Annotated in this window: 25 protein-coding genes and 3 other annotated features; of the genes, 23 read left to right on the top strand and 2 right to left on the bottom strand. The window is 45.1% G+C overall.

Going from position 1 to position 24,017, the window contains the following annotated elements:
• Nucleotides 1-116 precede the first annotated feature (116 nt).
• The 19 genes from hflK to JOJ89_RS15765 all read left to right on the top strand — a co-directional run bounded on the left by hflK (nucleotide 117) and on the right by JOJ89_RS15765 (nucleotide 19,051).
• Complete coding sequence (hflK, locus tag JOJ89_RS15855; RefSeq protein WP_203288351.1) at nucleotides 117-1,094, top strand: FtsH protease activity modulator HflK; 978 nt, start codon at nucleotides 117-119, stop codon at nucleotides 1,092-1,094.
• Nucleotides 1,084-2,019: a protease modulator HflC gene (gene hflC, locus JOJ89_RS15850; protein WP_203288349.1), complete on the top strand. Its 936-nt coding sequence runs from the start codon at nucleotides 1,084-1,086 to the stop codon at nucleotides 2,017-2,019. Before hflK ends, hflC begins: the two co-directional genes overlap by 11 nt.
• Before the next feature lie 101 nt (nucleotides 2,020-2,120).
• Entirely contained in the window at nucleotides 2,121-4,751 is a 2,631-nt protein-coding gene (gene polA / locus JOJ89_RS15845) for a DNA polymerase I (RefSeq protein WP_203288347.1), read from the top strand.
• A gap of 12 nt (nucleotides 4,752-4,763) precedes the next feature.
• Complete coding sequence (gene mutM / locus JOJ89_RS15840; protein ID WP_203288345.1) at nucleotides 4,764-5,588, top strand: DNA-formamidopyrimidine glycosylase; 825 nt, start codon at nucleotides 4,764-4,766, stop codon at nucleotides 5,586-5,588.
• A 61-nt stretch (nucleotides 5,589-5,649) separates the two neighbouring features.
• Nucleotides 5,650-6,285, top strand: coding sequence for a sporulation membrane protein YtaF (gene ytaF, locus JOJ89_RS15835; protein WP_029279173.1), 636 nt, complete (start codon nucleotides 5,650-5,652; stop codon nucleotides 6,283-6,285).
• A 17-nt stretch (nucleotides 6,286-6,302) separates the two neighbouring features.
• Nucleotides 6,303-6,908 carry a dephospho-CoA kinase gene (gene coaE / locus JOJ89_RS15830; protein WP_029279175.1) on the top strand — a complete coding sequence of 202 codons (606 nt, stop codon included), beginning with the start codon at nucleotides 6,303-6,305 and terminating at the stop codon, nucleotides 6,906-6,908.
• 126 nt (nucleotides 6,909-7,034) lie between these two features.
• Complete coding sequence (locus JOJ89_RS15825; RefSeq protein WP_029279177.1) at nucleotides 7,035-8,057, top strand: glyceraldehyde-3-phosphate dehydrogenase; 1,023 nt, start codon at nucleotides 7,035-7,037, stop codon at nucleotides 8,055-8,057.
• A 1,422-nt stretch (nucleotides 8,058-9,479) separates the two neighbouring features.
• On the top strand, nucleotides 9,480-9,860 hold the full coding sequence (gene speD / locus JOJ89_RS15820) for an adenosylmethionine decarboxylase (protein WP_029279179.1): 381 nt from the start codon (nucleotides 9,480-9,482) through the stop codon (nucleotides 9,858-9,860).
• 116 nt (nucleotides 9,861-9,976) lie between these two features.
• Nucleotides 9,977-10,375: a hypothetical protein gene (locus JOJ89_RS15815; RefSeq protein ID WP_029279181.1), complete on the top strand. Its 399-nt coding sequence runs from the start codon at nucleotides 9,977-9,979 to the stop codon at nucleotides 10,373-10,375.
• A gap of 114 nt (nucleotides 10,376-10,489) precedes the next feature.
• Entirely contained in the window at nucleotides 10,490-10,948 is a 459-nt protein-coding gene (gene nrdR / locus JOJ89_RS15810) for a transcriptional regulator NrdR (RefSeq protein ID WP_203288332.1), read from the top strand.
• An 84-nt stretch (nucleotides 10,949-11,032) separates the two neighbouring features.
• Nucleotides 11,033-12,430 (top strand): replication initiation and membrane attachment family protein, encoded by a 1,398-nt coding sequence (locus JOJ89_RS15805; protein ID WP_029279185.1) that lies wholly within the window; start codon nucleotides 11,033-11,035, stop codon nucleotides 12,428-12,430.
• A 21-nt stretch (nucleotides 12,431-12,451) separates the two neighbouring features.
• Entirely contained in the window at nucleotides 12,452-13,387 is a 936-nt protein-coding gene (dnaI, locus tag JOJ89_RS15800; protein WP_029279187.1) for a primosomal protein DnaI, read from the top strand.
• Between the two features lie 116 nt (nucleotides 13,388-13,503).
• Nucleotides 13,504-14,328, top strand: a complete 825-nt coding sequence (ytxC, locus tag JOJ89_RS15795) for a putative sporulation protein YtxC (RefSeq protein WP_029566838.1) — start codon at nucleotides 13,504-13,506, stop codon at nucleotides 14,326-14,328.
• Nucleotides 14,329-14,406: 78 nt separating this feature from the next.
• Nucleotides 14,407-14,648, top strand: a binding site (T-box leader).
• A 54-nt stretch (nucleotides 14,649-14,702) separates the two neighbouring features.
• Complete coding sequence (thrS, locus tag JOJ89_RS15790; protein WP_203288320.1) at nucleotides 14,703-16,631, top strand: threonine--tRNA ligase; 1,929 nt, start codon at nucleotides 14,703-14,705, stop codon at nucleotides 16,629-16,631.
• Between the two features lie 132 nt (nucleotides 16,632-16,763).
• Nucleotides 16,764-16,893, top strand: a sequence feature (ribosomal protein L20 leader region).
• A gap of 49 nt (nucleotides 16,894-16,942) precedes the next feature.
• Complete coding sequence (gene infC / locus JOJ89_RS15785; protein ID WP_161781213.1) at nucleotides 16,943-17,461, top strand: translation initiation factor IF-3; 519 nt, start codon at nucleotides 16,943-16,945, stop codon at nucleotides 17,459-17,461.
• A 21-nt stretch (nucleotides 17,462-17,482) separates the two neighbouring features.
• On the top strand, nucleotides 17,483-17,683 hold the full coding sequence (rpmI, locus tag JOJ89_RS15780; protein ID WP_029279195.1) for a 50S ribosomal protein L35: 201 nt from the start codon (nucleotides 17,483-17,485) through the stop codon (nucleotides 17,681-17,683).
• Nucleotides 17,684-17,710: 27 nt separating this feature from the next.
• Nucleotides 17,711-18,070 carry a 50S ribosomal protein L20 gene (rplT, locus tag JOJ89_RS15775; protein ID WP_029279197.1) on the top strand — a complete coding sequence of 120 codons (360 nt, stop codon included), beginning with the start codon at nucleotides 17,711-17,713 and terminating at the stop codon, nucleotides 18,068-18,070.
• A gap of 65 nt (nucleotides 18,071-18,135) precedes the next feature.
• Complete coding sequence (locus JOJ89_RS15770; protein WP_203288318.1) at nucleotides 18,136-18,405, top strand: DUF1294 domain-containing protein; 270 nt, start codon at nucleotides 18,136-18,138, stop codon at nucleotides 18,403-18,405.
• A gap of 61 nt (nucleotides 18,406-18,466) precedes the next feature.
• Nucleotides 18,467-19,051 carry a TVP38/TMEM64 family protein gene (locus JOJ89_RS15765; RefSeq protein ID WP_051827309.1) on the top strand — a complete coding sequence of 195 codons (585 nt, stop codon included), beginning with the start codon at nucleotides 18,467-18,469 and terminating at the stop codon, nucleotides 19,049-19,051.
• A 22-nt stretch (nucleotides 19,052-19,073) separates the two neighbouring features.
• Here the strand turns inward: JOJ89_RS15765 and JOJ89_RS15760 are convergent, their stop codons facing one another.
• Nucleotides 19,074-19,469, bottom strand: a complete 396-nt coding sequence (locus tag JOJ89_RS15760) for a hypothetical protein (protein WP_029279202.1) — start codon at nucleotides 19,467-19,469, stop codon at nucleotides 19,074-19,076.
• A gap of 128 nt (nucleotides 19,470-19,597) precedes the next feature.
• Between JOJ89_RS15760 and JOJ89_RS15755 the strand changes: the two genes are divergently transcribed.
• Both JOJ89_RS15755 and JOJ89_RS15750 read left to right on the top strand, forming a co-directional pair.
• A complete protein-coding gene (locus JOJ89_RS15755) occupies nucleotides 19,598-20,086 on the top strand; it encodes a dUTP diphosphatase (RefSeq protein WP_203288316.1) in 489 nt (162 codons plus the stop codon).
• Nucleotides 20,087-20,148: 62 nt separating this feature from the next.
• Nucleotides 20,149-21,234: a M42 family metallopeptidase gene (locus JOJ89_RS15750; protein ID WP_029279206.1), complete on the top strand. Its 1,086-nt coding sequence runs from the start codon at nucleotides 20,149-20,151 to the stop codon at nucleotides 21,232-21,234.
• Nucleotides 21,235-21,281: 47 nt separating this feature from the next.
• Here JOJ89_RS15750 and sspI read toward each other — a convergent pair whose 3' ends face one another.
• Nucleotides 21,282-21,494 (bottom strand): small acid-soluble spore protein SspI, encoded by a 213-nt coding sequence (gene sspI / locus JOJ89_RS15745; protein ID WP_029279208.1) that lies wholly within the window; start codon nucleotides 21,492-21,494, stop codon nucleotides 21,282-21,284.
• A 354-nt stretch (nucleotides 21,495-21,848) separates the two neighbouring features.
• Between sspI and JOJ89_RS15740 the strand changes: the two genes are divergently transcribed.
• The gene (locus JOJ89_RS15740) at nucleotides 21,849-22,601 is read left to right on the top strand and encodes a TrmH family RNA methyltransferase (RefSeq protein ID WP_029566834.1); all 753 of its coding nucleotides are present in this window, start codon (nucleotides 21,849-21,851) and stop codon (nucleotides 22,599-22,601) included.
• A 61-nt stretch (nucleotides 22,602-22,662) separates the two neighbouring features.
• Nucleotides 22,663-22,907 (top strand) — a binding site (T-box leader).
• A gap of 65 nt (nucleotides 22,908-22,972) precedes the next feature.
• A complete protein-coding gene (gene pheS, locus JOJ89_RS15735; RefSeq protein WP_029279212.1) occupies nucleotides 22,973-24,007 on the top strand; it encodes a phenylalanine--tRNA ligase subunit alpha in 1,035 nt (344 codons plus the stop codon).
• Nucleotides 24,008-24,017: the final 10 nt, after the last annotated feature.

Below are 24,017 nucleotides of genomic sequence, written 5' to 3'. Positions count from 1 at the left end.
CAATCTTTTGGACGAGAACATCCCTGTTCTCGTCCCTTTTTTTGTCTTCAAAAAAAGATGAAACCTTTTCATGGAAAGAACGTAAATATTTGTGAAGAGAAAAAGGGGGCGGAGAAATGATCAGCATCAGGCGCATTTACACGATCATAGGAGCAGTGCTGCTGGCTGCAGTGCTTTTGATCGTTGCATTTACTACATGGTATACGGTCGATGAATCCGATCAGGCGGTTATCATCACATTTGGTGAAGTAGAAGAAGGCATCAGTGAGCCCGGTCTTCACTTCAAAATGCCATGGCCAATTCAGTCCGTTGAAAAGCTGTCCAAAGAAACGTTCAGTCTTAAGTTCGGATATTCAGAAGAAAACGGTGAAGTAAAATCCTTTCCAAAGGACACGAAAATGATTACAGGGGATGAAAATATCGTCCTCGCAGATATGGTTGTGCAGTGGAAAATTACCGATCCTGAAAAGTACTTATTTAACTCGGAAGATCCAGAGGAAATCCTGTATGACGCCACATCGGCTTCCCTGCGAAGCATTATCGGCAGCTCTGAAATTGACGATGCTCTCACATCCGGAAAAGTGGAAATTGAGGAAAATGTTCAGGAACTGCTGATTTCCCTGATGGAGAAGTATGATATCGGCATCTCGGTTCTGGCCGTGAAACTTCAGGATGTAGACCTTCCGAATGATGAGGTAAGAAAAGCCTTCACGGACGTAACAAGCGCGCGTGAAACGATGAATACAAAAATTAATGAAGCAAAAAAATACTCAAATCAGCGAACGCGGGAAGCTGAAGGGGAAGAGGATGCACTCATCTCAAAAGCCGAAGCTGACAAAACAGCAAGAATTGAAAAAGCCCGCGGAGAAGTAGCAAATTTCAACGCTGTTCTAAGCGAGTATGAAAAAGCCGAGGGCATAACAGAGAAGCGTCTCATTCTTGAAACGATCGATCAGGTGCTTCCAGGAGCCACGATCTATTTTATGAAAGATGACGGCAGCACAATGAAATATCTCCCTATTGGCGAACTGCAGAAGAAGAAGGAAGAGCCAAAACCTGAAACTGAGGAAGGAAGTGAAAAGAATGGCCAATGACAACTTGGTGGACATGAGTGAAAAGCGCGGAGATTCCGGAGGGTACAGCAAATATATAAAGACGGGACTCTGGCTTTTACTCACCCTTGCTGCAGCGATTGTTCTTTTCACAAACATGTTTGTTGTAAAAGAAAATGAATATAAAGTAGTCCGCCAGTTTGGCGAGGTTGTCAGAATCATAGAAAAGCCGGGGCTGCACTTGAAAGTTCCTTTTGTCCAGTCGGTCTCATCAATTCCGAAATACCAGATGACATATGATGTTGAAGAAGCGGAAATCAATACGAAAGACAAAAAAAGAATCCTGATTGATAATTTTGCTGTCTGGAAAGTAGACGACCCGAAGAAAATGATTGCCAACGCGAGAACGCTTGTGAACGCTGAAACAAAAATGGCTGAGTTCACTTTTTCCACAGTCCGTTCAGAGCTTGGCCGGCTCAACTATGATGAAATCATCAATGATGAAAAGTCATCAAGAGGCAGCATTAACGATAAAGTAACGGAAATTGTGAATGCGCTTTTGGAAAAGGACGGATACGGCATTACAGTCACAGATGTCAGAATTAAACGTACCGACCTGCCTGAGGACAATGAAGCTTCTGTTTATACCCGCATGATCTCTGAAAGACAGTCAACGGCCCAGGATTATTTGTCCCAGGGTGATGCTAAGAAAAACAGCGCCATCGCGGCAACCGACCGGACTGTAAAGGAAATGCTGGCTAAGGCAGCAGCCAACGCAGATGTTATCAGAAGTCAGGGAGAACAGGAAGCGGGGAGAATCTACAACAGCTCCTATTCTAAAAACCCGGAATTCTATGAATTGTACAGAACACTTGAATCCTACAAAAAGACCATCGACGAAGAAACGGTCATTATCATGCCGTTTGACTCTGACTATGCCAAAACATTGATGGGCGGAACTGACTAACAGCGTCCTGTCCCCTGATTTTCATTCTGTCTGCCTGTCATGGTAGAATAGAGAAAGAAAATCAGGGGATTTTTAATATCCTTTTACAGGGAGGTTTACCTATGCCGAAAAAACTCGTGCTGATCGACGGGAACAGCATTGCCTACCGGGCTTTTTTTGCCCTTCCGCTGCTGAACAATGACAAAGGTGTACATACAAACGCTATTTACGGATTTACCATGATCCTTATGAAAATACTTGAAGATGAAAAGCCGTCTCACATGCTGGTTGCTTTTGATGCGGGAAAAACGACCTTCAGGCATGAAACGTTCAAAGAATACAAGGGCGGCCGGCAGAAAACCCCGCCTGAGCTGTCGGAGCAATTTCCGTTTATCAGGGAACTGCTTGATGCCTACAGCATTTCACGGTATGAGCTACCGAATTATGAAGCGGATGATATTATTGGAACCCTGTCAAAACAAGCCGAAAAAGACGGCTTTGAAGTAAAAGTCATATCCGGGGATAAAGATTTGACGCAGCTTGTCTCAGAACACATCACCGTTGACATTACAAGAAAAGGAATAACAGATGTTGATTCCTATACGCCTCAATTTGTCATGGAGAAATACGGCCTGTCTCCTTCGCAGATAATCGATATGAAAGGTCTTATGGGAGACAGTTCAGACAATATTCCGGGTGTTCCGGGCGTCGGAGAAAAAACGGCCATCAAACTTCTGAAGGAACATGAAACCCTTGAAGGGCTCTATGAATCCTTAGAGAAGGTTACGGCCAAAAAATTAAAAGAAAAGCTTGAAGAAAATAAAGAACAGGCGATCATGAGCAAAGAGCTTGCAACCATCAACTGTGAGGCGCCGCTTGAAATTACCTTGTCTGAAGCCGAGTATAAGGGCTTTGAGGCGAAGAATGTAGCGGGTATTTACAAAGAGCTCGGCTTCAATTCTCTCCTGGACAAGCTTGGGGCTGACACAGAGGAAGATCTTGAGCCAATTGAAGATGTTCAATTTGAAATGCTCGACGAAATAGCGGAGGAGCACCTGGCTGATGAATCTGTCCTGATTGTAGAAGTGCTTGATGACAATTATCACAGCAGCAGTATAATCGGACTTGCGGTCATCAATGAAAATGGCAGCTTCTATGTGCCGGCAGAGCTTGCCGTAAAGTCTGAGGCATTCAAAAATTGGGCGGCAGACGGGACGAAGCGCAAGACGGTTTATGATGCCAAACAATCCATCGTTGCTCTTCACTGGCAAGGAATTGAGCTCAATGCGGTTGAATTTGACGTGTTGCTTGCTGCCTATATCCTGGACCCATCACAGTCGTTTGCGGATGCGGCAGGAGTGGCCCGCCACAGCGGCATTCACCTCGTTCAGTCCGACGAAACAGTTTACGGCAAGGGGGCAAAACGCGCCATTCCTGATACGGAAAAGCTTGCAGAACACCTTGTAAGAAAAGGTCTTGCCTTAAAGGCTGTCAAAGAAAAGCTTCAGCTCCAACTTGAGGAAAATGAACAGCTTGAGCTTTATCACCATCTTGAAATGCCGCTATCCATTATTCTTGCGGAAATGGAAGCAACAGGTGTGAGCGTGGATATCGAACGTCTCGAGGAGATGGGACGTCAGCTGACAGACCGTCTGATGACCCTCGAAGAAACCATTCACCGCCTTGCCGGCGAGGCGTTTAATATCAATTCGCCAAAGCAGCTTGGCTCCATTCTCTTTGACAAGCTTGGGCTGCCTGCTGCAAAGAAAACAAAGACTGGCTATTCCACGTCTGCAGACGTGCTTGAAAAGCTTGCAGGCAAGCATGAAATCGTGCAGGAAATCCTTCATTACCGCCAGCTTGGCAAACTTCAGTCCACTTATATTGAGGGACTTTTGAAAGTCGTCCACAAGGACACAAGAAAGGTGCATACAAGATATGTACAGACGCTAACCCAGACAGGCCGTCTGAGCTCGACAGACCCGAACCTGCAGAACATCCCGATCCGCCTTGAAGAAGGCCGCAAAATCCGCCAGGCCTTTGTCCCTTCTGAAAAAGACTGGGTCATGTTTGCAGCCGACTATTCGCAAATTGAACTTCGGGTTCTTGCCCACATTGCAGGTGACAGGAATCTGATTGAGGCCTTCCAAAATGACCTTGACATTCATACAAAAACAGCAATGGACGTTTTCGGCGTTGAAGCGGATGCCGTTACTTCGAATATGAGAAGGCAGGCAAAGGCCGTTAACTTTGGTATCGTATATGGCATCAGCGATTATGGCCTTTCTCAAAGTCTGAACATTACCCGAAAAGAGGCAGGAGAGTTTATTAAACGCTACCTCGAAAGTTTCGACGGGGTAAAAGAGTATATGGAAGAGATCGTACAGGAAGCCAAGCAGAACGGATATGTCAAAACGCTTCTTCACCGGAGGCGCTACATACCTGAGATTACGAGCAGGAATTTTAATGTGCGAAGCTTTGCAGAGAGAACGGCGATGAATACCCCGATCCAGGGAAGTGCGGCCGATATCATCAAAAAAGCCATGATTGATATGGCTGCAAAGCTGAAAGAGGAAAAACTTCAAACACGTCTATTGCTTCAGGTGCACGATGAATTGATCTTTGAGGCGCCGAAAGAAGAAATACCGGTACTTGAAAAGCTTGTTCCTCAAGTGATGGAACACGCGGTTGAACTGAAAGTGCCTCTTAAAGTGGACTATTCTTATGGTTCATCCTGGTACGACGCAAAATAAGGAAGTGAAAATATGCCTGAACTGCCGGAGGTTGAAACCGTCAGACGGACACTGATTGAATTAGTCAAAGGAAAAACAATAGAGGCCGTATATATCCACTGGCCCAAAATCATTAAAAAGCCGGTAGAAACGGTGCAGTTTCAGGATGCCGTTGCCGGCCAGACGATACAGGATGTCGGAAGACGGGGGAAATTCCTCAAATTCCACCTTGATGACTATGTCCTCGTATCTCATCTCAGGATGGAAGGGAAATACGGTCTGTTTCAGTCATCTGACCCCATCGACAAGCACACGCATGTTGTATTTAAAATGACGGATGGATCGGAGCTGAGGTATAAGGATGTCAGAAAGTTTGGCACTATGCACCTTTTCACGAAAGGTGAGGAAGAACTGCATATGCCCCTGTCCCATCTTGGACCGGAACCGTTCTCGGAAAGCTTTACCCCTGAATACCTGCAGGAAAAGCTGAAAAAGACGAACCGGAAAATCAAGGCTGTCCTCCTTGACCAGAAGGTGCTTGTAGGCCTTGGGAACATTTATGTAGATGAGGCGCTCTTCAGGTCCGGCATCCACCCTGAGCGTCCCGCAAACGGGCTCAGCGCAGAGGAAACAGCAAAGCTTCATCTGGAAATTGTGCGCACGCTGAGTGAAGCCGTTGAAAAAGGAGGAAGCACGGTCAGATCCTATGTGAATACACAAGGACAGATCGGCATGTTCCAGCTTCAGCTGTTTGTATACGGAAGAACGAATGAACCATGCAAGGTTTGCGGCGAAACCCTTATTAAGACAGTAGTTGGAGGAAGAGGAACCCATTACTGCAGCAGCTGCCAGAGTTAAGTGAACACCTCATAGGCCGATGTCATATACTACCGTAGCATTTGCGGAAGGGGCATGGTTTATGGTTGCAGCTGCATCACTTTTTTTATTGGCATTTGCAGTAAGTCTGGATAGCTTTTCAGTCGGTTTCACCTATGGATTAAGGAAAATGAGCATGCCGTTTAAGTCGGTCTTTATCATTGCCTGCTGTTCGGCAGTTACTTTGCTTCTTGCAATGGGGGCCGGTCACGCGCTTGCTTCAGTCCTTCCCCACAGTCTGACCGGAAAGCTCGGAGGCATTATCTTAATAGGAATTGGCGCATGGGTGCTTTATCAGTTTCTTCAGCCTGTCAGGGAAATGACAAAGGAAGAATCTGAAAAGACCCTGCTTAACCTTGAAATCAAGTCTTTTGGCATCGTCATTAACATTTTGAGCAGACCGGCTGCAGCAGATATAGATAAATCCGGCACAATTACAGGGGTTGAAGCCCTTCTGCTCGGATTTGCATTGTCGCTTGATGCGTTTGGAGCAGGAATAGGAGCGGCGCTGCTCGGCTATTCTCCTTTGGCGACAAGCGTGCTTGTGGCCGTTATGAGCTCTTTGTTTGTGATGTTCGGAATCAAATCCGGGCACCTCTTTTCAAGATTTGCCTGGATGGAAAAACTATCATTTCTTCCGGGAGTTCTGCTGATTATACTCGGAATCTGGAAGCTTTAGAAGCAGGGGGAATAAAAGTGACGCTCTCAATTGGTTTAACAGGCGGAATTGCAAGCGGAAAAAGCACCGTATCAAACATGTTCAAAGAAGCAAACATCCCGGTTATAGATGCAGATATCATCGCAAGACAGGTCGTAGAACAAGGCGCGCCGGCATACCGGCTGATTGCAGAAGCATTTGGGAGCGGCATCCTTCAGGAAGACGGATCGATTGACCGCGAGAAGCTGGGAAGCATTATTTTTCAAAACGCAAACGAGCGGGAAAAACTGAATAGCATCGTTCATCCGGCAGTCAGAAAAGAAATGCTGCGGCAAAAAGAAGAGGCGGAAGCAAGCGGGGAGGCTGCCGTCGTTCTGGATATCCCGCTCTTGTTTGAAAGCAAGCTGACACACTTGGCGGATGTGACGCTGGTCGTATACGTGAATCCAGATGTGCAGCTGAGCAGATTGATGAGACGCAACGGCTTATCAGAAGAAGATGCAAAATGGAGAATCGCATCACAGCTCCCCCTGAATGAAAAGAAGGATCAGGCGGATGAAGTGATCGATAACAACGGAACGATCGAAGAAACAAAAAAACAGTTTCATACATTGCTTGAGAAATGGAACCTCGCTTCTAAATGAAGCCTGGTTTCATTTTTTTTTTTGAAAAAAGAACATTTAATCATCCTATTTGGGCTTAAATGTGATATACTAATCGTGCGAATAAGCATATATTAGTATATCACATAATCCGAGAGGGGTAATGGTATGAAAGCGAAGATTGCCATTAACGGTTTTGGTCGAATTGGGAGAATGGTATTCAGAAAAGCAATCTTTGAAGAAAGCATGACGATTGTCGCCATCAACGCAAGCTATCCGGCTGAGACGCTGGCGCACATGATCAAATATGATACAAATCACGGGAAGTTCGAAGGGGAAGTGCTTCCTTTTGATGATTATTTGCTTGTTAACGGACAAAAGGTCCAATTACTTAACTTCAGAGATCCGAGGGATTTACCTTGGGGACTCATGGATATTGATATAGTTGTTGAAGCTACGGGTAAATTCAACGACGGTGAAAAAGCGATGTACCATGTACAGGCCGGTGCAAAAAAAGTCATCCTAACAGCACCGGGAAAAAATGAAGACATTACAGTTGTCATGGGCGTAAATGAAGAGGCTTACAACAATGAACAGCACGTCATCATTTCAAATGCATCATGCACAACAAACTGCCTGGCACCCGTTGTAAAAGTGCTCGATGAACAGTTTGGCATTGAAAATGGCCTCATGACAACCGTTCACGCATACACAAACGATCAGAAAAACATTGATAACCCGCACAAAGATCTGCGCAGAGCAAGAGCATGCGGCCAGTCGATAATCCCGACAACAACAGGAGCTGCAAAAGCGCTGTCACTCGTCCTGCCTCATCTTAAAGGCAAACTTCATGGCATGGCACTTAGAGTCCCGACTCCGAATGTCTCGCTCGTCGACCTCGTTGTCGATGTGAAAAGAGACGTGACAGTAGAAGAAGTGAGTGCTGCGTTCATGGATGCTGCAGACGGTGAGCTCCAGGGAATCCTGGATTTTACAACAGAGCCGCTAGTATCGATCGACTTTAACACCAATCCTCATTCCGCAATCATTGACGGCCTGTCCACCATCGTCATGGCAGACCGGAAAATCAAAGTGCTCGCATGGTATGACAACGAGTGGGGCTACTCATGCAGAGTCGTGGATCTCGTTCGATTTGTTGCTTCGAAAATGAAAAAGTTGTCGGCGGTATAAATAGATAAGTTGAAAAGGCAGCCTTTGGCTGTCTTTTCTTTGTGGTTCCAGCTGCTTTGGGTGGTGCAAACCTGCTAGAAATTTGATCTGGCGGATTTAATCAAGCAGAATAGCACCGGGATCTGGGTGAATAAACATAAGCACATATGAAATCTCCGTTAGAATTGGACCCTCAACCAAAGAAATATCTGGTTTGGTGGCACCATTCCATCCGATAAGAACCCTCAACCAAAGAAATATCTGGTTTGGTGGCACCATTCCATCCGATAAGAACCCTCAACCAAAGAAATATCTGGTTTGGTGGCACCATTCCATCCGATAAGAACCCTCAAGCAGAGAAGAATCCATTTTGATGGCACCGATTCGTCCGATAAGAACCCTCAAGCAGAGAAGAATCCATTTTGATGGCACCGATTCGTCCGATAAGAACCCTCAAGCAGAGAAGAATCCATTTTGATGGCACCAATCGGTCCGATAAGAACCCTCAAGCGGGGAAGAATCAGGTTTGATGGCACCAATCCGTCCGATAAGAACCCTCAAGCGGGGAAGAATTCATTTTGATGGCACCGATTCGTCCGATAAGAACCCTCAAGCGGAGAAGAATCAAGTTTGATGGCACCAATCCGCCCGATAAGAACCCTCAAGCAGAGAAGAATCCATTTTGATGGCACCGATTCGTCCGATAAGAATTCTCAAGCAGAGAAGAATCAGATTTGGTGGTCCTATTCCGTCCGATAAGAATCCTCAAGCAGAGAAGAATCAGATTTGGTGGTCCTATTCCGTCCGATCAGAACCCTCAAGCAGAGAAGAATCCATTTTGATGGCACCAATCCGTCCGATAAGAACCCTCAAGCAGAGAAGAATCCATTTTGATGGCACCATTCCGTGCGATAAGAACCCTCAAGCAGAGAAGAATCCATTTTGATGGCACCAATTCGTCCGATAAGAACCCTCAAGCGGAGAATAATCAGGTTTGATGGCACCAGTCGGTCCGATAAGAACCCTCAAGCAGAGAAGAATCAGATTTGGTGGTCCTATTCCGTCCGATCAGAACCCTCAACCAAAAAAGAATCTGCCTTAACGGCACAATTCTGCAAAAATCCTATCTGAGCACAAACAGTTAACTCAATTATTTACTCCCCCAAAAAACGAAATTTATCTCCGCTCAAAAAATAGTAAAACCCCCGGCAGCGTGGGCTATGAGCCCCTCTAAAGAAGAGATGCATCATTTTTTTAAAAAAAGTGTGTTGCAAAAACAAACTAAAGAAAGTATACTATTTTTCGTGAACTTCTTAATGAACGCGGCCTTGTGGCTACTTAAAGGGTTAGGACCTCTCTGGACTAACTTTCCCCCGTGGTAGTTCAACAATCCATTGCGAAGAACTTCATGTAAACTAAAATTCCTAAAGGGGGAACCATATAATGGAAACAATGGGACGTCACGTTATCTCTGAACTGTGGGGATGCGACTTTGATAAACTGAATGATATGGACTTTATTGAAAAAACGTTTGTAAATGCTGCACTGAAATCAGGTGCTGAAGTGCGCGAGGTAGCTTTTCATAAATTTGCTCCTCAAGGTGTGAGCGGAGTTGTTATCATCTCTGAGTCTCACTTAACGATTCACAGCTTCCCTGAACATGGATATGCAAGCATTGATGTATATACTTGCGGAGATTTAAACCCGAATGTTGCAGCAGACTATATTGCAGAGGCTCTTTGCGCACAAACACGCGAGAACATTGAGATCCCGCGCGGCATGGGTCCTGTACAAGTGAAACAGGCACAAGTAAAAGCTCTTTAATGATTACTCATTTTCATGTAAAATGAAAGAGGTGCAGCATGCACCTCTTTTTCTTATGCCATTACCTTTTACATACATACCTTTTATTCTAATTAGAAAAGGAGCCAAGCCTGACTATGAGCATTATGCATAAAATGAAAAGTTTCTTCTCTTCAGGACAGGAAACGTCTGAAAGTCACTACGATGAGGCATTGAGAAGCCACTATTATAAAACAACCGCCAAGAAGGCAATGGAAACCGTTCAGCAAACGCTCGGCAGAATGCCTGGAGCGAAAGTAACCTCCGTTTCCGAGGAGCACGGCGAAATCAGTCTTGCTTTTGAAAAACCTAAAAAAGCGCTGATGATTGTCACGGTCATATCTGTACGGCCTTACGAAACGGCCATCGATTTTAACGTTTCAACAGATTCAAAGCTCGGAACAGATTTCGGATTCAGCAAAAAGCTGATCAGTGAGGCATACGATAAGCTGAATAAGGATCTTCCGTTTATCGGCACTGGACTTTATCCAAAGTGATAACGGGTGCTTGCGAAGGAAAGTCCAGGCTTTTGGGAAAGATAGAAGAAAAGATTCGGCATCATGATCAGACTGTAACAAAAATCCCGATGCTTTTTGATTGGAGCTGGTTGTATGAAATGTCCTACATGTCATCATAATGGCACGAGAGTTCTGGACTCCCGTCCGGTTGATGAAGGAAAATCCATTCGGAGACGTCGTGAGTGCGAAGAGTGCCAGTACCGCTTCACTACGTTTGAAAAGGTAGAGGAGATTCCGCTCATCGTTGTCAAAAAAGAAGGGGTCCGGGAAGAATTCAGCAAAGATAAAATTCTTCGGGGTCTCATTAAAGCGTGTGAAAAGCGCCCTGTTCCTCTTCCTAAACTGGAGGAGATTGTGCAGGATATTGAAAAAGAACTCCGGAATCAGGGAATATCAGAAGTGAACAGCGACGACATTGGCGAAATGGTTATGGACGGACTTGCCGGTGTGGATGAAGTGGCTTACGTCCGGTTTGCGTCCGTTTACCGCCAGTTTAAAGATATAAACGTATTTATTCAAGAACTATCAGAGCTGATCAAAAAGGTGAAATAAGAGCGCGCAGAACATGGTTTTGGGCTCTTTTTTCCTTTTCGCAGGCGTGCTGCGAGTTTCGGCCGATGAAACCGAGGGAATGCTATGGACAATCATTGGAAACAGTTACTTCCAGTAGACAGATATCTCGTTAAAATGAACGGGCTGCTGCAGGATTTTGACAGAAAAGTTCTGACGCTGCTTTATCAGCCTCTGCTTGGGGCAAAAAGCTATGCCCTCTATATGACACTCTGGTCAGAGCTTGAACAGGACCGGATCTGGAGCAGAGAAACGACGCATCATGGCTTGATGTCTCTTATGCAAAACAACCTGAGGGAGATCTATGAAGAACGGATAAAGCTTGAGGGCATAGGACTGCTTAAAACCTATCTGAAAGAAGAAGGAGATTCCAGACTCTACATCTATGAGCTTATGCCGCCTATCATGCCGGATGAGTTTTTTCAAGACGGGGTATTGAACATCTATCTGTATAACCGGATCGGAAAGTCAAAATACAGTCAGCTGAAAACCTATTTTTCAGACAGCAGCCTTCCGGAAAACTTGACCCAAGTGACGAAGCCGTTTAATGAGGTGTTTCAGTCCCTGCAGCCAACAGAAATGCACTCTTTCGCTTCAGGAGAAATGCAGGAATCGATGGTGCCTGAAGAAGGCCGGGACTTTCTTGGTTCCAAGGAGGGCAGCTCTCCCCATATGACGGACACTGTTTTTGATTTTGATCTGTTTTTCGCCGGGCTTTCAGAAGCTGTTATTCCAAGGAAATCCATCACGCCGAAAGTAAAAGAAACGATCAAGAAACTTTCTTATCTTTACGGCATTGGAGCCATGGAGATGAAGAATGTTGTGATGAACGCCATTGATGCGAATGAAGCCATTCAAATAGACGAACTCAGAAAGGCTGCAAGAGACTGGTATCAGTTTGAGCATGGAGAAAAGCTTCCTGCGCTTACTGAAAAAGTACAGCCTTCCCATCTCAGGTCAAAGCCTGCGGTTCAAGCTGAACTGTCACAGGAAGAATCGCTGATCAAACAGCTTGAGAGCATCTCGCCGAAGCAGTTTTTAAAGGACCTGGCAGACGGCATAGAGCCATCTGCTGCAGACCTGCAGATCGTTGAAGAAGTCATGTTTAAACAAAAGCTTCATCCAGGCGTTGTGAATGTCCTGATTTACTATGTCATGCTCAAAACCGACATGAAGCTCTCAAAGACGTATGTTCAGCGAATCGCGAGCCACTGGGCCCGGAAACAGGTGTCAACTGTAAAGGATGCGATGGACCTTGCAAAGCAGGAGCACAGAAAGTACCAGGACTGGGCTTCAAAGAAAACATCTTCCGGCAGAAAAATCGTCCGGAAAGAAACCCTGCCCGAGTATTTACAGCAAAGCGAAGAACGTGCAGTTCCAGCCGCAGAACAGGATGACGAAGCAACAGAGCTCGAACGGAAACGGCTTGAAGAAAAGCTCAGACAGTACAGGGAACAAAATTAATCTCAGGCGGAGGTGAACAAAATGGAATCCATCAACAAATCTCTTGGGCGTCTTTCAGGCCGGGAGGATTTTCAGAAGAGGCTGGGTGCCATGAAGGCTCAGATCATGCAAAATCCGGATATCCAGGAGTTTCTGCATGAAAACAGTTCTGAAGTGAATGAAGAAATGATCAACAGAAGCCTGATCAAACTCTATGAATACATTGGACAAAGCAAGCGCTGCGCCGACTGCCCGAGTCTCCGAGAATGCAAAAATCTAGTAGAAGGCTATCATCCGAAGCTCATCCTTCAGGGAAAAACCATTGACCTGAAATATGAGGTCTGCCCGACGAAAGAAGCGGATGACGAACGGAAAAAACAGCAGTCGCTCATCAAGTCCATGTTTATTCCCCGGGACGTTCTGAATGCAACCCTTGAAGACATCGACCTCAAGGAAGCAAGCAGGCTGAAGGTTGTGGACATGGCCCTCAGCTTCAGCAGGGACTATCAGGAGGGCAAGTACCGCAAAGGGCTGTACTTATACGGACCGTTCGGGATCGGCAAAACCTATATTCTCGGAGCGATTGCAAACGAACTGGCAAAGAAAAAGATTCCTTCCATGCTAGTGTATGTGCCGGAATTTTTCAGAGAATTAAAAAGCTCCATGCATGATCATTCGCTGGAAGAGAAGGTTGAGGCGGTTAAAAAGGTAAAGGTGCTTATGCTTGATGACATTGGCGCCGAGGCGATGTCAAGCTGGGTGCGCGATGATATTCTCGGGTCAATTCTCCAATACCGCATGCTTGAAAACCTTCCAACGTTTTTCACCTCCAATTTCAGCATGAAAGATCTTCAGTCGCATTTAAGCGTTACACAGCGGGGCGAAGAAGAGCCTGTAAAATCAGCGAGAATTATGGAGAGAATCAAGTATCTGGCAGAACCGTTCGAACTGAAAGGCCGCAACTGGCGCGAAAGATAGAAAAAGCAGTATACCGCAAATTCTGCGGCGTGCTGCTTTTTTTAGGTTTGTGATTCTAATTGTTCTTCTCTGGCCATATACATGGAATCAGGTATTGGCTAAAAGGGGGGACAACCTTGATCAAAGTATTTTTTAATTCTCCGGATGAAGCAGAAAGATTTTATACAATGCTTGTCCTTAAGCAGAATCGGCGGAACGTTGAATTGTGCATAATTGACGGAAACGGAGTCGGGGTTTCGGCAAGTGATTTTGATGCGGCGGCAAGAACGCTTTTTATTCCGGCGCTTGCGTCTTATATTCTTAAATACAATGAATCACGTCTTATGCTTTCGATCATCAGGGACCGCTTTTATTTTCATGAGCCTGAAGAGCAACAGCAAATCATACATATTGCAGAGGCGATCATTGAAGGTGAACGGACGGAAATTCCCGGCGCAAAACAGCTCCCCGTGAGAGAAACGCCGATTTATGAAGCGTTGAATGACTTTATTAAGCCTGATCTAGCATTTGCTCTTTCATCTTTTATAAAATTCCGTCTCCACAGCTATGTGGAGCGTTTATATAAATATATTGAGCTTGCGATTGAAGAGTATAAGCTTGAACAGGAATATCAGACGTTTATTCATAGTTTAAGAGAGTATGCCATGAACAGGGAAACGAAGGCAGAGGTCATTCATATTGTTCATGAACAGGACCTGACCGTTTATAATGAACATTTTTCAGAAATCAGCAAAGAGGATTTAGCGGGGCATATTGACAGGACGTTCGTTCATCAGCACCCGATGTATATCGATGCTTCCCTTTTGGCTCCACTTGTCTCCATAGCCCCAGGGAGGATCCACCTGTATACAGATTCACCTGATTATGGAATGGTGCAGACGATCCAGAATATCTTTCTTGAACGAGTCAGCATTTATCCAAGAAAGATGGCAGGCGTTTAAAATTCAGCTTCCGAAAGGGAAAAAGCGGAATCGGCTTGATTTCCTCCCGGAATGCTTTTATAATACGTTATGAATAGAAGAAATGTTTTGATGAGGACACGGGTGAGTTATCACGGCTCAAAGAGAGGGAAGACACGGCTGAAAGCTTCCCAGTACGAATAACCTGCTTACCGCCTCTGAACTTCAGCTTTGAAAAGGACTCGGGTCCCCAGTAAGTGCTGACGGGAAATCCCGTTACAGATCTTTTTTGAGCCATTCACTGTGCGTATTGTGAATGGAAACAAGGGTGGAACCACGGCGAATAATCACTCGTCCCTTATTTTAAGGGACGAGTTTTTTATTTTTTAAGAAAACATGCAAGGAGTGACGACAGGATGTCAATTGTAAACATTACTTTTCCGGACGGAGCTGTAAAGGAATATCAGGCAGGCACCTCAACTGAAGATATTGCAACCTCCATCAGCCCGGGTCTTAGAAAAAAATCCATTGCCGGTAAACTGAACGGTGAACTGATTGATTTGAAAACACCGATCGAGCAGGACGGGAGCATTGAAATTGTCACACTCGACAGCCCGGATGCTCTGGGAATCATCCGCCACAGCTCTGCCCACGTACTGGCCCAGGCAATTAAGCGATTATATGGAGATGTAAAGCTTGGAATCGGTCCTGTTATTGAAAACGGGTTCTACTATGACATCGATATGGAAGAATCCATCTCAGCTGAGGATCTGCCGGCGATTGAAAAAGAAATGAAGAAGATCATCAATGAAAACATAGAGGTTGTGCGCAAAGAAGTAACACGCGAAGAAGCAAAGGCTCTGTATGAAGAAATCGGCGATCACTTAAAGCTTGAACTGCTTGATGCCATTCCTGAAGGGGAAAAAGTGACCATCTATGAACAGGGCGATTTCTTTGACCTCTGCCGCGGAGTGCATGTTCCTTCAACAGGAAAGCTGAAAGAATTTAAGCTCTTGAGTGTAGCCGGCGCATACTGGCGCGGGGACAGCAACAATAAAATGCTGCAGCGCATTTACGGTACGGCTTTCATTAAAAAAGCAGACCTTGATGAGCATCTGCGCCTGCTTGAAGAAGCGAAAGAGCGCGATCACCGCAAGCTTGGAAAAGAACTGAGCCTGTTTACAACGTCTCAAAAAGTAGGACAGGGTCTTCCGATCTGGCTTCCAAAAGGCGCGACAATCCGCCGCATCGTAGAACGCTACATTGTGGATAAAGAAGAACGTCTGGGCTACCAGCATGTGTATACACCTGTGCTTGGCAGTGTCGAGCTGTACAAAACATCCGGACACTGGGATCATTATCAGGATGACATGTTCCCTGCTATGTCCATGGACAATGAGGAACTTGTTCTTCGTCCGATGAACTGCCCGCATCACATGATGGTGTACAAGCACGATATTCACAGCTACCGCGAACTTCCGATTCGCGTGGCGGAGCTTGGAACGATGCACCGCTATGAGATGTCAGGAGCTCTTACAGGCCTGCAGCGTGTCCGCGCGATGACACTGAATGACGCCCATATCTTTGTCCGCCCTGACCAAATCAAGGATGAATTTATCCGGGTTGTAAAGCTTGTTGAAGAAGTTTATAAAGACTTTGGCATCAATGACTATTCCTTCCGTCTTTCCTACCGCGATCCGGAAGACAAAGAGAAATACTTTGACGATGATGCGATGTGGGAAAAAGCACAGAGTATGCTTAAATCTGCTATGGATGAGCTTGGCCATGACTATTTTGAAGCAGAAGGGGAAGCGGCGTTCTATGGTCCTAAGCTTGATGTTCAGGTCCGCACAGCACTTGGAAAAGACGAAACGCTTTCTACTGTGCAGCTTGACTTCTTATTGCCTGAACGCTTTGATCTGAATTATGTCGGCGAAGACGGCAAACAGCACCGTCCGGTTGTTATTCACCGCGGGGTTGTCTCAACGATGGAACGTTTTGTGGCCTTCCTGATTGAAGAGTACAAAGGGGCGTTCCCGACTTGGCTTGCTCCGACTCAGGTTCAGGTGATCCCGGTTTCGCCTTCTGTTCATCTTGATTACGCGAAAAGCGTTCAGGAGAAGCTGCAGGCTGAAGGACTCCGCGTCGAGCTTGATGCACGCGATGAGAAAATCGGATATAAAATCCGCGAGGCACAGATTCAGAAAACACCTTATATGCTTGTAGTGGGCGATAATGAAGCAGCCGAATCAGCTGTGAATGTCCGTAAATACGGCGAGCAGAAATCTGAAACAATCAGCCTGGATGCATTTATTGAGGGCATTGTGAAAGAAGTTAAAAGATAAATCTTGTAAAAAAGTATTGCACATGCGGAAGATGTTTGATACAATTCTTTTTGTTGCAATAAAAGCCAGCATGACTTGACACAGGAATTTTTTCCGTGATATAATTTGCATGGTAATTGAATAGAACGTTTGTCTAGCAAGCAGAAGCACCCGCTTCTCACCTGATTGACGCATTGCGCAGTCTGCAGGTTTACGACCATTTTATACTTAGTATACTAAATCGTAGTGTGGGTGTTTTATGCGCCCGCACTTTTTTATTTGAAAAAAGTGCGAGCAGAGTCTGTTCAGTTAAAAATCCTTGGAGGTGGCTAATTATTAGCAAAGACATGATGGTAAACGATGGAATCCGCGCTCGTGAGGTTCGTCTGATTGGTGCAAACGGCGACCAGCTTGGAATCAAAACACGCCAAGAGGCGCTTGAGATTGCTGCCAGAGCGAATCTTGACTTAGTGTTAGTTGCCGCAAACGCGAAGCCTCCTGTATGTCGCATTATGGACTACGGAAAATTCCGTTTTGAGCAGCAGAAGAAAGACAAAGAAGCACGTAAAAATCAAAAGATCATCAGCATGAAAGAGGTTCGCTTCAGCCCGACGATTGATGAGCATGATTTTAACACAAAACTTAAAAATGCACGCAAGTTCCTTGAAAAAGGAGATAAAGTGAAAGCTTCCATCCGCTTTAAAGGACGTGCAATCACTCATAAAGAAATTGGCCAGCGTGTTCTGGACCGTTTTTCTAAAGCTTGTGAAGATTTAAGTACAATTGAGTCTCATCCGAAAATGGATGGACGCAGTATGTTCCTGGTGCTTGCACCAAAAGCTGAAAAGTAAAGATACGAGGAGGAATACCTTATGCCAAAAATGAAAACTCATCGCGGCGCTGCAAAGCGTTTCAAAAAGACTGGATCAGGTAAATTAAAACGTTCACACGCTTACACTAGCCATTTATTTGCTAACAAATCAACGAAAGCAAAACGCAAGCTTCGCAAAGGCACGCTAGTAAGCAAAGGCGACTTCAAACGCATCCGTCATTTATTAGATAACATTAAATAATTCGTTTTCACATAGGAGGGAATTGACATGCCAAGAGTAAAAGGCGGTACTGTCTCACGTCAAAGACGTAAAAAAGTTCTTAAATTAGCTAAAGGTTATTTCGGTTCAAAACATACATTATACAAAGTTGCTAACCAGCAAGTAATGAAATCATTAATGTATGCTTACCGTGATCGCCGTCAGAAAAAGCGCGACTTCCGTCAGCTTTGGATCACTCGTATTAATGCTGCTGCACGCTTGAACGGTCTTTCTTACAGCCGTTTAATGCATGGCTTGAAGCTTGCAGGCATCGAAGTAAACCGCAAAATGCTTTCTGAGCTTGCAGTTACTGATGCAAAAGCTTTCGCTCAACTTGCAGACGCTGCTAAAGCTAAACTTAACAGCTAATACCACAAGACCATTCTCACCGTATGAGAATGGTCTTTTTATCATTTATTATGGAGTTGAATGATATGGCACTCGTGATTGCATACTACTTGATCTTGAATGTATACGGCTTTTACATAATGGGAGCGGATAAGAAAAAAGCGAAACGGGGCGAGTGGAGAATCAAGGAGAACACTCTTTGGCTTGTCGCCTTTATCGGGGGTGCAGCGGGACTTACTATAGGGATGAATACGTACCGCCACAAAACGAAGCACCGAACATTTGCGGCAGGCCTTCCGGCACTTATGGTTGTCCATCTCATATTGTTTGTCTATTTTCTTTATAAACTGTCATAAGACAGCCTCCCAGCCGATACACTTTAGGGAACGATTCTCACACAGCATCATCAGGGACTGCATGAAAGAGGTGGGAACAATCGATCTTGCTACTTCGGCTGTGGTCAATACCGTCCAGTCTGCGGGATTTCTGGCACCTGTGTTTTTTATCGGCATGCACATTTTGAGGCAGTTTTTGTTCATACCCGTTGTGGCCATTTGCATTGTCGGGGGCATTCTTTTCGGAACAGAATTCGGCACGTTTTATTCCATTATCGGGCTGACTGTTGCGAGCATCACCTTTTATACGCTGTCGAAACAGTTTCCTTCCTTCTTAGACCGTTTTTCAGGGCTTAAGAAAAAATGGATGGGAAATTATACGCGTCTTTCGGTTGGGCAGATTACCGTGCTTCGGATGATTCCGTTCGTGAATTTTTCGCTCTTATCCCTCTGCATTCTGGACAGATCAGGCTCGTTTAAAGAATATGCAAAGCTTTCCTTCTGGACTCATATTCCTGCGGCCTTCTGTTTTACTTCGTTTGGCACTTACTTTGGCAGACTGTCGCTCATTGCGACCGTTCTGATCCTCTGCACGCTTGTCGTATTTGTCTACTTGCTCAGAGAACGAAGAAGCATTATTAAATGGAACGAATTTTTTCTGAAATAGCAAAAAGCCGTGATCGACAAGGTCACGGCTTTTGTGCTTTTGAGAGAAATTCTCTGACCGGACTCTTCCAGTCAATGGCTGCATGCGGATAGTTTTCTTTTACTTTGTCTGTGATAAAGGTAAAGTCTGATAAAGAAAGTCCCTGAAGCTTGCTCGGTGTGTCGGTCCAGATGAAAATGGAGACAACTTCAAACGCCTGATCGGTCGTGCCGAGATATTTCTCGCCTTCAAAACGGACGCCTTTGTAGGTAAGCAGAAAATTCTTTCGGACATTGCCCGGGTCATCGAGCAGATAAAACTGATTCTGTTCTTGTGCAAGCTCAAGCTTGCGTTTAGGATTCAGCACGTATTTTGCTAAAGAATAAAGGATAAAAACAACGAGTGCGAGCAGGAGCAGCCGTAGAAAAATAACAATCATAGCAATGCCTCCAAGACATATTTTGTTACAATACGTATAAACACGCCTTAAGGTTTCATATTTCATGAAAAATTTTTGAAGCATGGTTCCTGCAGTGATAAAATGGGCTCGTAGAGGAGAGTGAAATCGTGAATTTAACAAAACTGTTTGAGATGCAGCATACCCTTGACATGAAAATAGAAAAACAGCACGGCCTTGAGAAGGAATCCCTTATTCACAAAAAGATTCTTGCCCTGTATGTGGAAGTGGGTGAACTGGCGAATGAGACGAGATGCTTTAAATTCTGGAGCCTGAAACCGCCGGCGGAAACAGATGTCATTCTTGAAGAGTACGTGGACGGCGTCCATTTTATTTTGTCCCTTGGAATCGAGATTGGAAAAACAAGCGGAATCGAGATGCAGCAGAATGCGGAAGAAAAGACACTGACTGCTCATTTTGCCGATGTTTTTAACGCAATTGCCGAGTTTGAAAAGAACCATGAGGATGAACAATTTATCCGGCTGTTCAGCAAGTATATGCACCTTGGACAGGTCCTTGGATTTTCGGGAGCCCAGATTGAAGATGCCTATATGAAAAAGAATGAAGTGAACCATGACCGCCAGAAACAGGGTTATTAACATTTTGTATTACTTTCCAGCGTTTAGTATAATAGTAGATAATAAACGAGAGGGGTAAAGGGATGACAAAATTAGACGAAACACTTCAGATGCTGAAGGATCTGACAGACGCAAAGGGAATTCCCGGAAATGAACGCGAACCGAGAGAGGTTATGAAAAACTACATATCAGCCTATGCCGATGAGGTAACAACAGACGGACTTGGAAGTCTGATTGCTAAAAAGACCGGCAAAGAAGGCGGACCGAAGATTATGGTAGCGGGCCACCTTGATGAAGTCGGCTTTATGATCACGCAAATTGACGATAAAGGGTTTCTCCGCTTCCAGACAGTAGGCGGATGGTGGTCACAGGTGATGCTTGCCCAGCGAGTAACCATCGTGACGAATAAAGGGGATGTAACAGGTGTAATCGGCTCTAAGCCGCCGCATATCCTGCCTCCGGAAGCTAGAAAAAAACCGGTGGATATTAAAGATATGTTTATTGATATAGGCGCTTCAAGCCGTGAGGAAGCAATGGAATTCGGCGTTCGTCCGGGAGACCAGGCTGTTCCTTATTTTGAATTTACCGTGATGAACAATGAGAAGATGCTTCTTGCCAAGGCATGGGATAACCGCATCGGCTGTGCCATTGCCATTGACGTCCTGAAAGGCCTGAAAGATGCTGATCATCCAAACGTTGTCTACGGTGTAGGAACGATTCAGGAAGAAGTAGGGCTCCGCGGAGCGCGCACTTCTGCTCATGCCATCCAGCCGGATATCGGATTTGGAGTGGATGTCGGGATTGCCGGCGATACTCCTGGAATCTCTGACAAAGAAGCTTCAAGCAAAATGGGAGAAGGGCCGCAGATTATTCTTTATGATGCATCAATGGTTTCCCATAAAGGACTTCGCGACTTCGTTACAGGCGTTGCTGATGAAATGAATATTCCATATCAGTTCGATGCAATTGCAGGCGGAGGAACAGACTCAGGTGCAATCCATATGACAGCAAACGGTGTGCCTGCACTTTCCATCACCATTGCAACAAGATACATCCATTCCCATGCAGCCATGCTTCACCGCGACGATTATGAAAATGCGGTTAAGCTGATTACAGAAGTTATTAAGCGTTTAGATGACGAAACTGTAAAAGCTATTACATTCGACTAAGAAAAGCGCAAGATCCCATAAAAAAATGCCGGGCAGCCGCCCGGCATTTATTTCTTTTTCAAGCCTTCTTCAAGAATCGTAAGCATTTCATTCTTTTCATCTTCACTTGAATTCTGCCAGATCACTTCAAACAGAACGCCAAGTCCCGGAAGCATCTTTTCTTCACCGTTTTGGATCGCATCGACAATCGTATCCTCAAGCTGCCCCTGGTCATTACCCGAAACATTTGAGATAATGGCATTTCGTAAATTTAAATCCATATGACTCACTCCATTTTTAAAATAGTTGATCTCTGTTTATCGTGCGTCACTTTGCTTATTTTATGTATCTTCCGTTAAAATAATAAAAAAGCTTTCAGCGAATATGGCCGTTTCATAAGATATGCCTAAACTCCAGTGGATTGCAGCGGAAGAAACTTGACTCCTGCGGGATGAAGAGGGAATGGGAGACCCCGCAGGCTGGCCGAGGAGGCTCCCATCCCTCCCCGCGGAAAGCAAGTTTCTGGAGCGGAAAGGAACGGGTATAAGTTCAGAACCAAATTCTTCTATAGCTTGTGATATTAACAAAAGAAAAAAGATGGGCAGGAAAACCCAACACTAAAAGGAGCAGGACAATTGAAGCGAATCGAATCCATACAAAATCAAAAAGTCAAACAATGGCGCAAACTTCACACAAAAAAAGAACGTGATGCATCAGGCACCTTTTTAATTGAAGGCATGCATCTTGTAGAAGAAGCCATTAAAAATAAATCAAATATAAAAGAGCTGATCCTCTCAGAAGACACAGTTATTCCAAAAGGCTGGGACGTCGATGATCTCTCCATCATCTACGTAACAAAAGAAATCATGAAAGCCATTTCCGAGACAGAAACCCCTCAAGGTGCTGCAGCCGTATGCATCCAGAAGGACAGCGGAAGCATAAGCACATGGAAAAAAGTCATACTGATTGATGCGCTTCAGGATCCGGGGAACCTTGGAACCATAATCCGGACAGCCGATGCAGCAGGTCTTGACGGCGTCATTCTCGGGGATGGGACAGTTGATCCATATAATTCAAAAGTCGTGCGTTCCTCACAGGGCTCCATTTTCCACATACCGGTTGTAAGGAAAAAAATGGATGAAGCCATTTCAGAACTGAAGCAGAATGAAGTGGCCATTTACGGAACCTCCCTGCAGAACGGATCCGATTACAGAAAAGCAGAAACCTCCGGACACTTTGCCTTGCTTATCGGCAATGAAGGCAGCGGGGTAAGGGAGGAATGGCTGTCCCTTACCGACCAGAATCTGTACATCCCGATCCTTGGGAAAGCTGAATCCTTAAACGCTGGAGTTGCTGCAGGAATCCTGATGTATCACCTTGTGAAATAGACAAAAGCGTGGTTGCATCGCCAACATGAATTCATTATAATAAAAGACAGTTACATACCATGAAAAAGCGTTGACAGAGAAGAGTAGTCTGCGAAAGCGTCAATCAGGGAGAAAATGCCGGTGACTGTGAGCATTTTTTTGACAGCAGCAGATGAATTCACCTCTTTAGCTGACACCAGGACCATCCGGAGAAATCCAGGGTGTAAAGGTGCTCCGGATCCTATCCGTTATTTATGAACGAAGTGAACAGCAGGTTCTTTTTGCTGTTAACAAGGGTGGTACCGCGACTGTCAACTCGTCCCTTTTTGGACGGGTTTTTTATTTTGTTCAAAAAAATCAGGAATCATCTGAAATAAAAGGAGGAATAAACGATGCAGGAGCAATTAAAACAGCTTCAGCTTGAAGCGCTTGAAAAAATTCAGGCAGCAAATGATTTAAAGAGCCTGAATGAGATCCGTGTATCATATCTAGGTAAAAAAGGGCCAATCACAGAAGTTCTTCGCGGAATGGGCAAACTTTCTGCAGAAGAGCGCCCGCTGATGGGAGCTTTGGCCAACGAGGTGCGCGAGAGCATTGCCACAAGCATTTCAGCTAAACAAGAAGGACTTGAGGAAGCGGCAGTTGAAGAGAAGCTGGCAGCTGAAACAATTGATGTGACACTTCCAGGGCGACCTGTGCGCACAGGGAATCATCATCCGATCACGTCTGTCATTGAGGAAATCGAAGACCTTTTCCTTAACATGGGCTATTCCGTTGAAGAAGGCCCTGAGGTAGAGACAGATTATTTCAACTTTGAAGCGCTGAATCTTCCAAAAGGACATCCGGCACGTGATATGCAGGATTCTTTCTACATAACGGAAGAAACGCTGCTTCGGACTCACACATCACCTGTCCAGGCAAGAACGATGCAGAAATTTAAAGGGCAGGGACCGGTCAAAATCATTTGTCCAGGCAAAGTATACCGCCGTGATAATGATGATGCGACACACTCACACCAGTTCACGCAAATTGAAGGACTTGTCATTGACGAGAACATCAGCATGAGCGATTTGAAAGGAACACTTGAAGTTTTTGCTAAAAAGATGTTCGGCGAAGAGCGCGAAATCCGTCTGCGCCCAAGCTTTTTCCCGTTTACTGAGCCTTCAGTTGAAGTCGATGTTTCATGCTTCGTTTGCGGCGGCAATGGCTGCAGTGTTTGCAAAAGAACGGGATGGATTGAAATTCTAGGTGCAGGAATGGTTCATCCGAATGTTCTTGAGATGGCCGGGTTTGATTCGAAGAAATACAGCGGGTTTGCTTTTGGCATGGGACCGGAGCGAATTGCCATGCTGAAATACGGCATTGATGACATCCGTCATTTTTACACGAACGACATGCGTTTCCTTAAACAATTTAAAAGAGCATAAAAGGAGGGTT

The sequence above is a fragment of the Metabacillus sp. cB07 genome, from assembly GCF_016839225.1.
In the GTDB taxonomy this organism is placed as follows: domain Bacteria; phylum Bacillota; class Bacilli; order Bacillales; family Bacillaceae; genus Bacillus_P; species Bacillus_P indicus.
The sequence above is the reverse complement of the archived record's forward strand: the minus strand, read 5'-3'. Positions and strand labels throughout refer to the sequence as shown.

Coding starts and splice junctions, on each gene's coding strand:
- hflK (WP_203288351.1), top strand. CDS start 117: ATGATCAGCATCAGGCGCATTTACACGATCATAGGAGCAGTGCTGCTG.
- hflC (WP_203288349.1), top strand. CDS start 1,084: ATGGCCAATGACAACTTGGTGGACATGAGTGAAAAGCGCGGAGATTCC.
- polA (WP_203288347.1), top strand. CDS start 2,121: ATGCCGAAAAAACTCGTGCTGATCGACGGGAACAGCATTGCCTACCGG.
- mutM (WP_203288345.1), top strand. CDS start 4,764: ATGCCTGAACTGCCGGAGGTTGAAACCGTCAGACGGACACTGATTGAA.
- ytaF (WP_029279173.1), top strand. CDS start 5,650: ATGGTTGCAGCTGCATCACTTTTTTTATTGGCATTTGCAGTAAGTCTG.
- JOJ89_RS15825 (WP_029279177.1), top strand. CDS start 7,035: ATGAAAGCGAAGATTGCCATTAACGGTTTTGGTCGAATTGGGAGAATG.
- speD (WP_029279179.1), top strand. CDS start 9,480: ATGGAAACAATGGGACGTCACGTTATCTCTGAACTGTGGGGATGCGAC.
- JOJ89_RS15815 (WP_029279181.1), top strand. CDS start 9,977: ATGAGCATTATGCATAAAATGAAAAGTTTCTTCTCTTCAGGACAGGAA.
- nrdR (WP_203288332.1), top strand. CDS start 10,490: ATGAAATGTCCTACATGTCATCATAATGGCACGAGAGTTCTGGACTCC.
- JOJ89_RS15805 (WP_029279185.1), top strand. CDS start 11,033: ATGGACAATCATTGGAAACAGTTACTTCCAGTAGACAGATATCTCGTT.
- dnaI (WP_029279187.1), top strand. CDS start 12,452: ATGGAATCCATCAACAAATCTCTTGGGCGTCTTTCAGGCCGGGAGGAT.
- thrS (WP_203288320.1), top strand. CDS start 14,703: ATGTCAATTGTAAACATTACTTTTCCGGACGGAGCTGTAAAGGAATAT.
- rpmI (WP_029279195.1), top strand. CDS start 17,483: ATGCCAAAAATGAAAACTCATCGCGGCGCTGCAAAGCGTTTCAAAAAG.
- rplT (WP_029279197.1), top strand. CDS start 17,711: ATGCCAAGAGTAAAAGGCGGTACTGTCTCACGTCAAAGACGTAAAAAA.
- JOJ89_RS15770 (WP_203288318.1), top strand. CDS start 18,136: ATGGCACTCGTGATTGCATACTACTTGATCTTGAATGTATACGGCTTT.
- JOJ89_RS15765 (WP_051827309.1), top strand. CDS start 18,467: ATGAAAGAGGTGGGAACAATCGATCTTGCTACTTCGGCTGTGGTCAAT.
- JOJ89_RS15760 (WP_029279202.1), bottom strand. CDS start 19,469: ATGATTGTTATTTTTCTACGGCTGCTCCTGCTCGCACTCGTTGTTTTT.
- JOJ89_RS15750 (WP_029279206.1), top strand. CDS start 20,149: ATGACAAAATTAGACGAAACACTTCAGATGCTGAAGGATCTGACAGAC.
- sspI (WP_029279208.1), bottom strand. CDS start 21,494: ATGGATTTAAATTTACGAAATGCCATTATCTCAAATGTTTCGGGTAAT.
- pheS (WP_029279212.1), top strand. CDS start 22,973: ATGCAGGAGCAATTAAAACAGCTTCAGCTTGAAGCGCTTGAAAAAATT.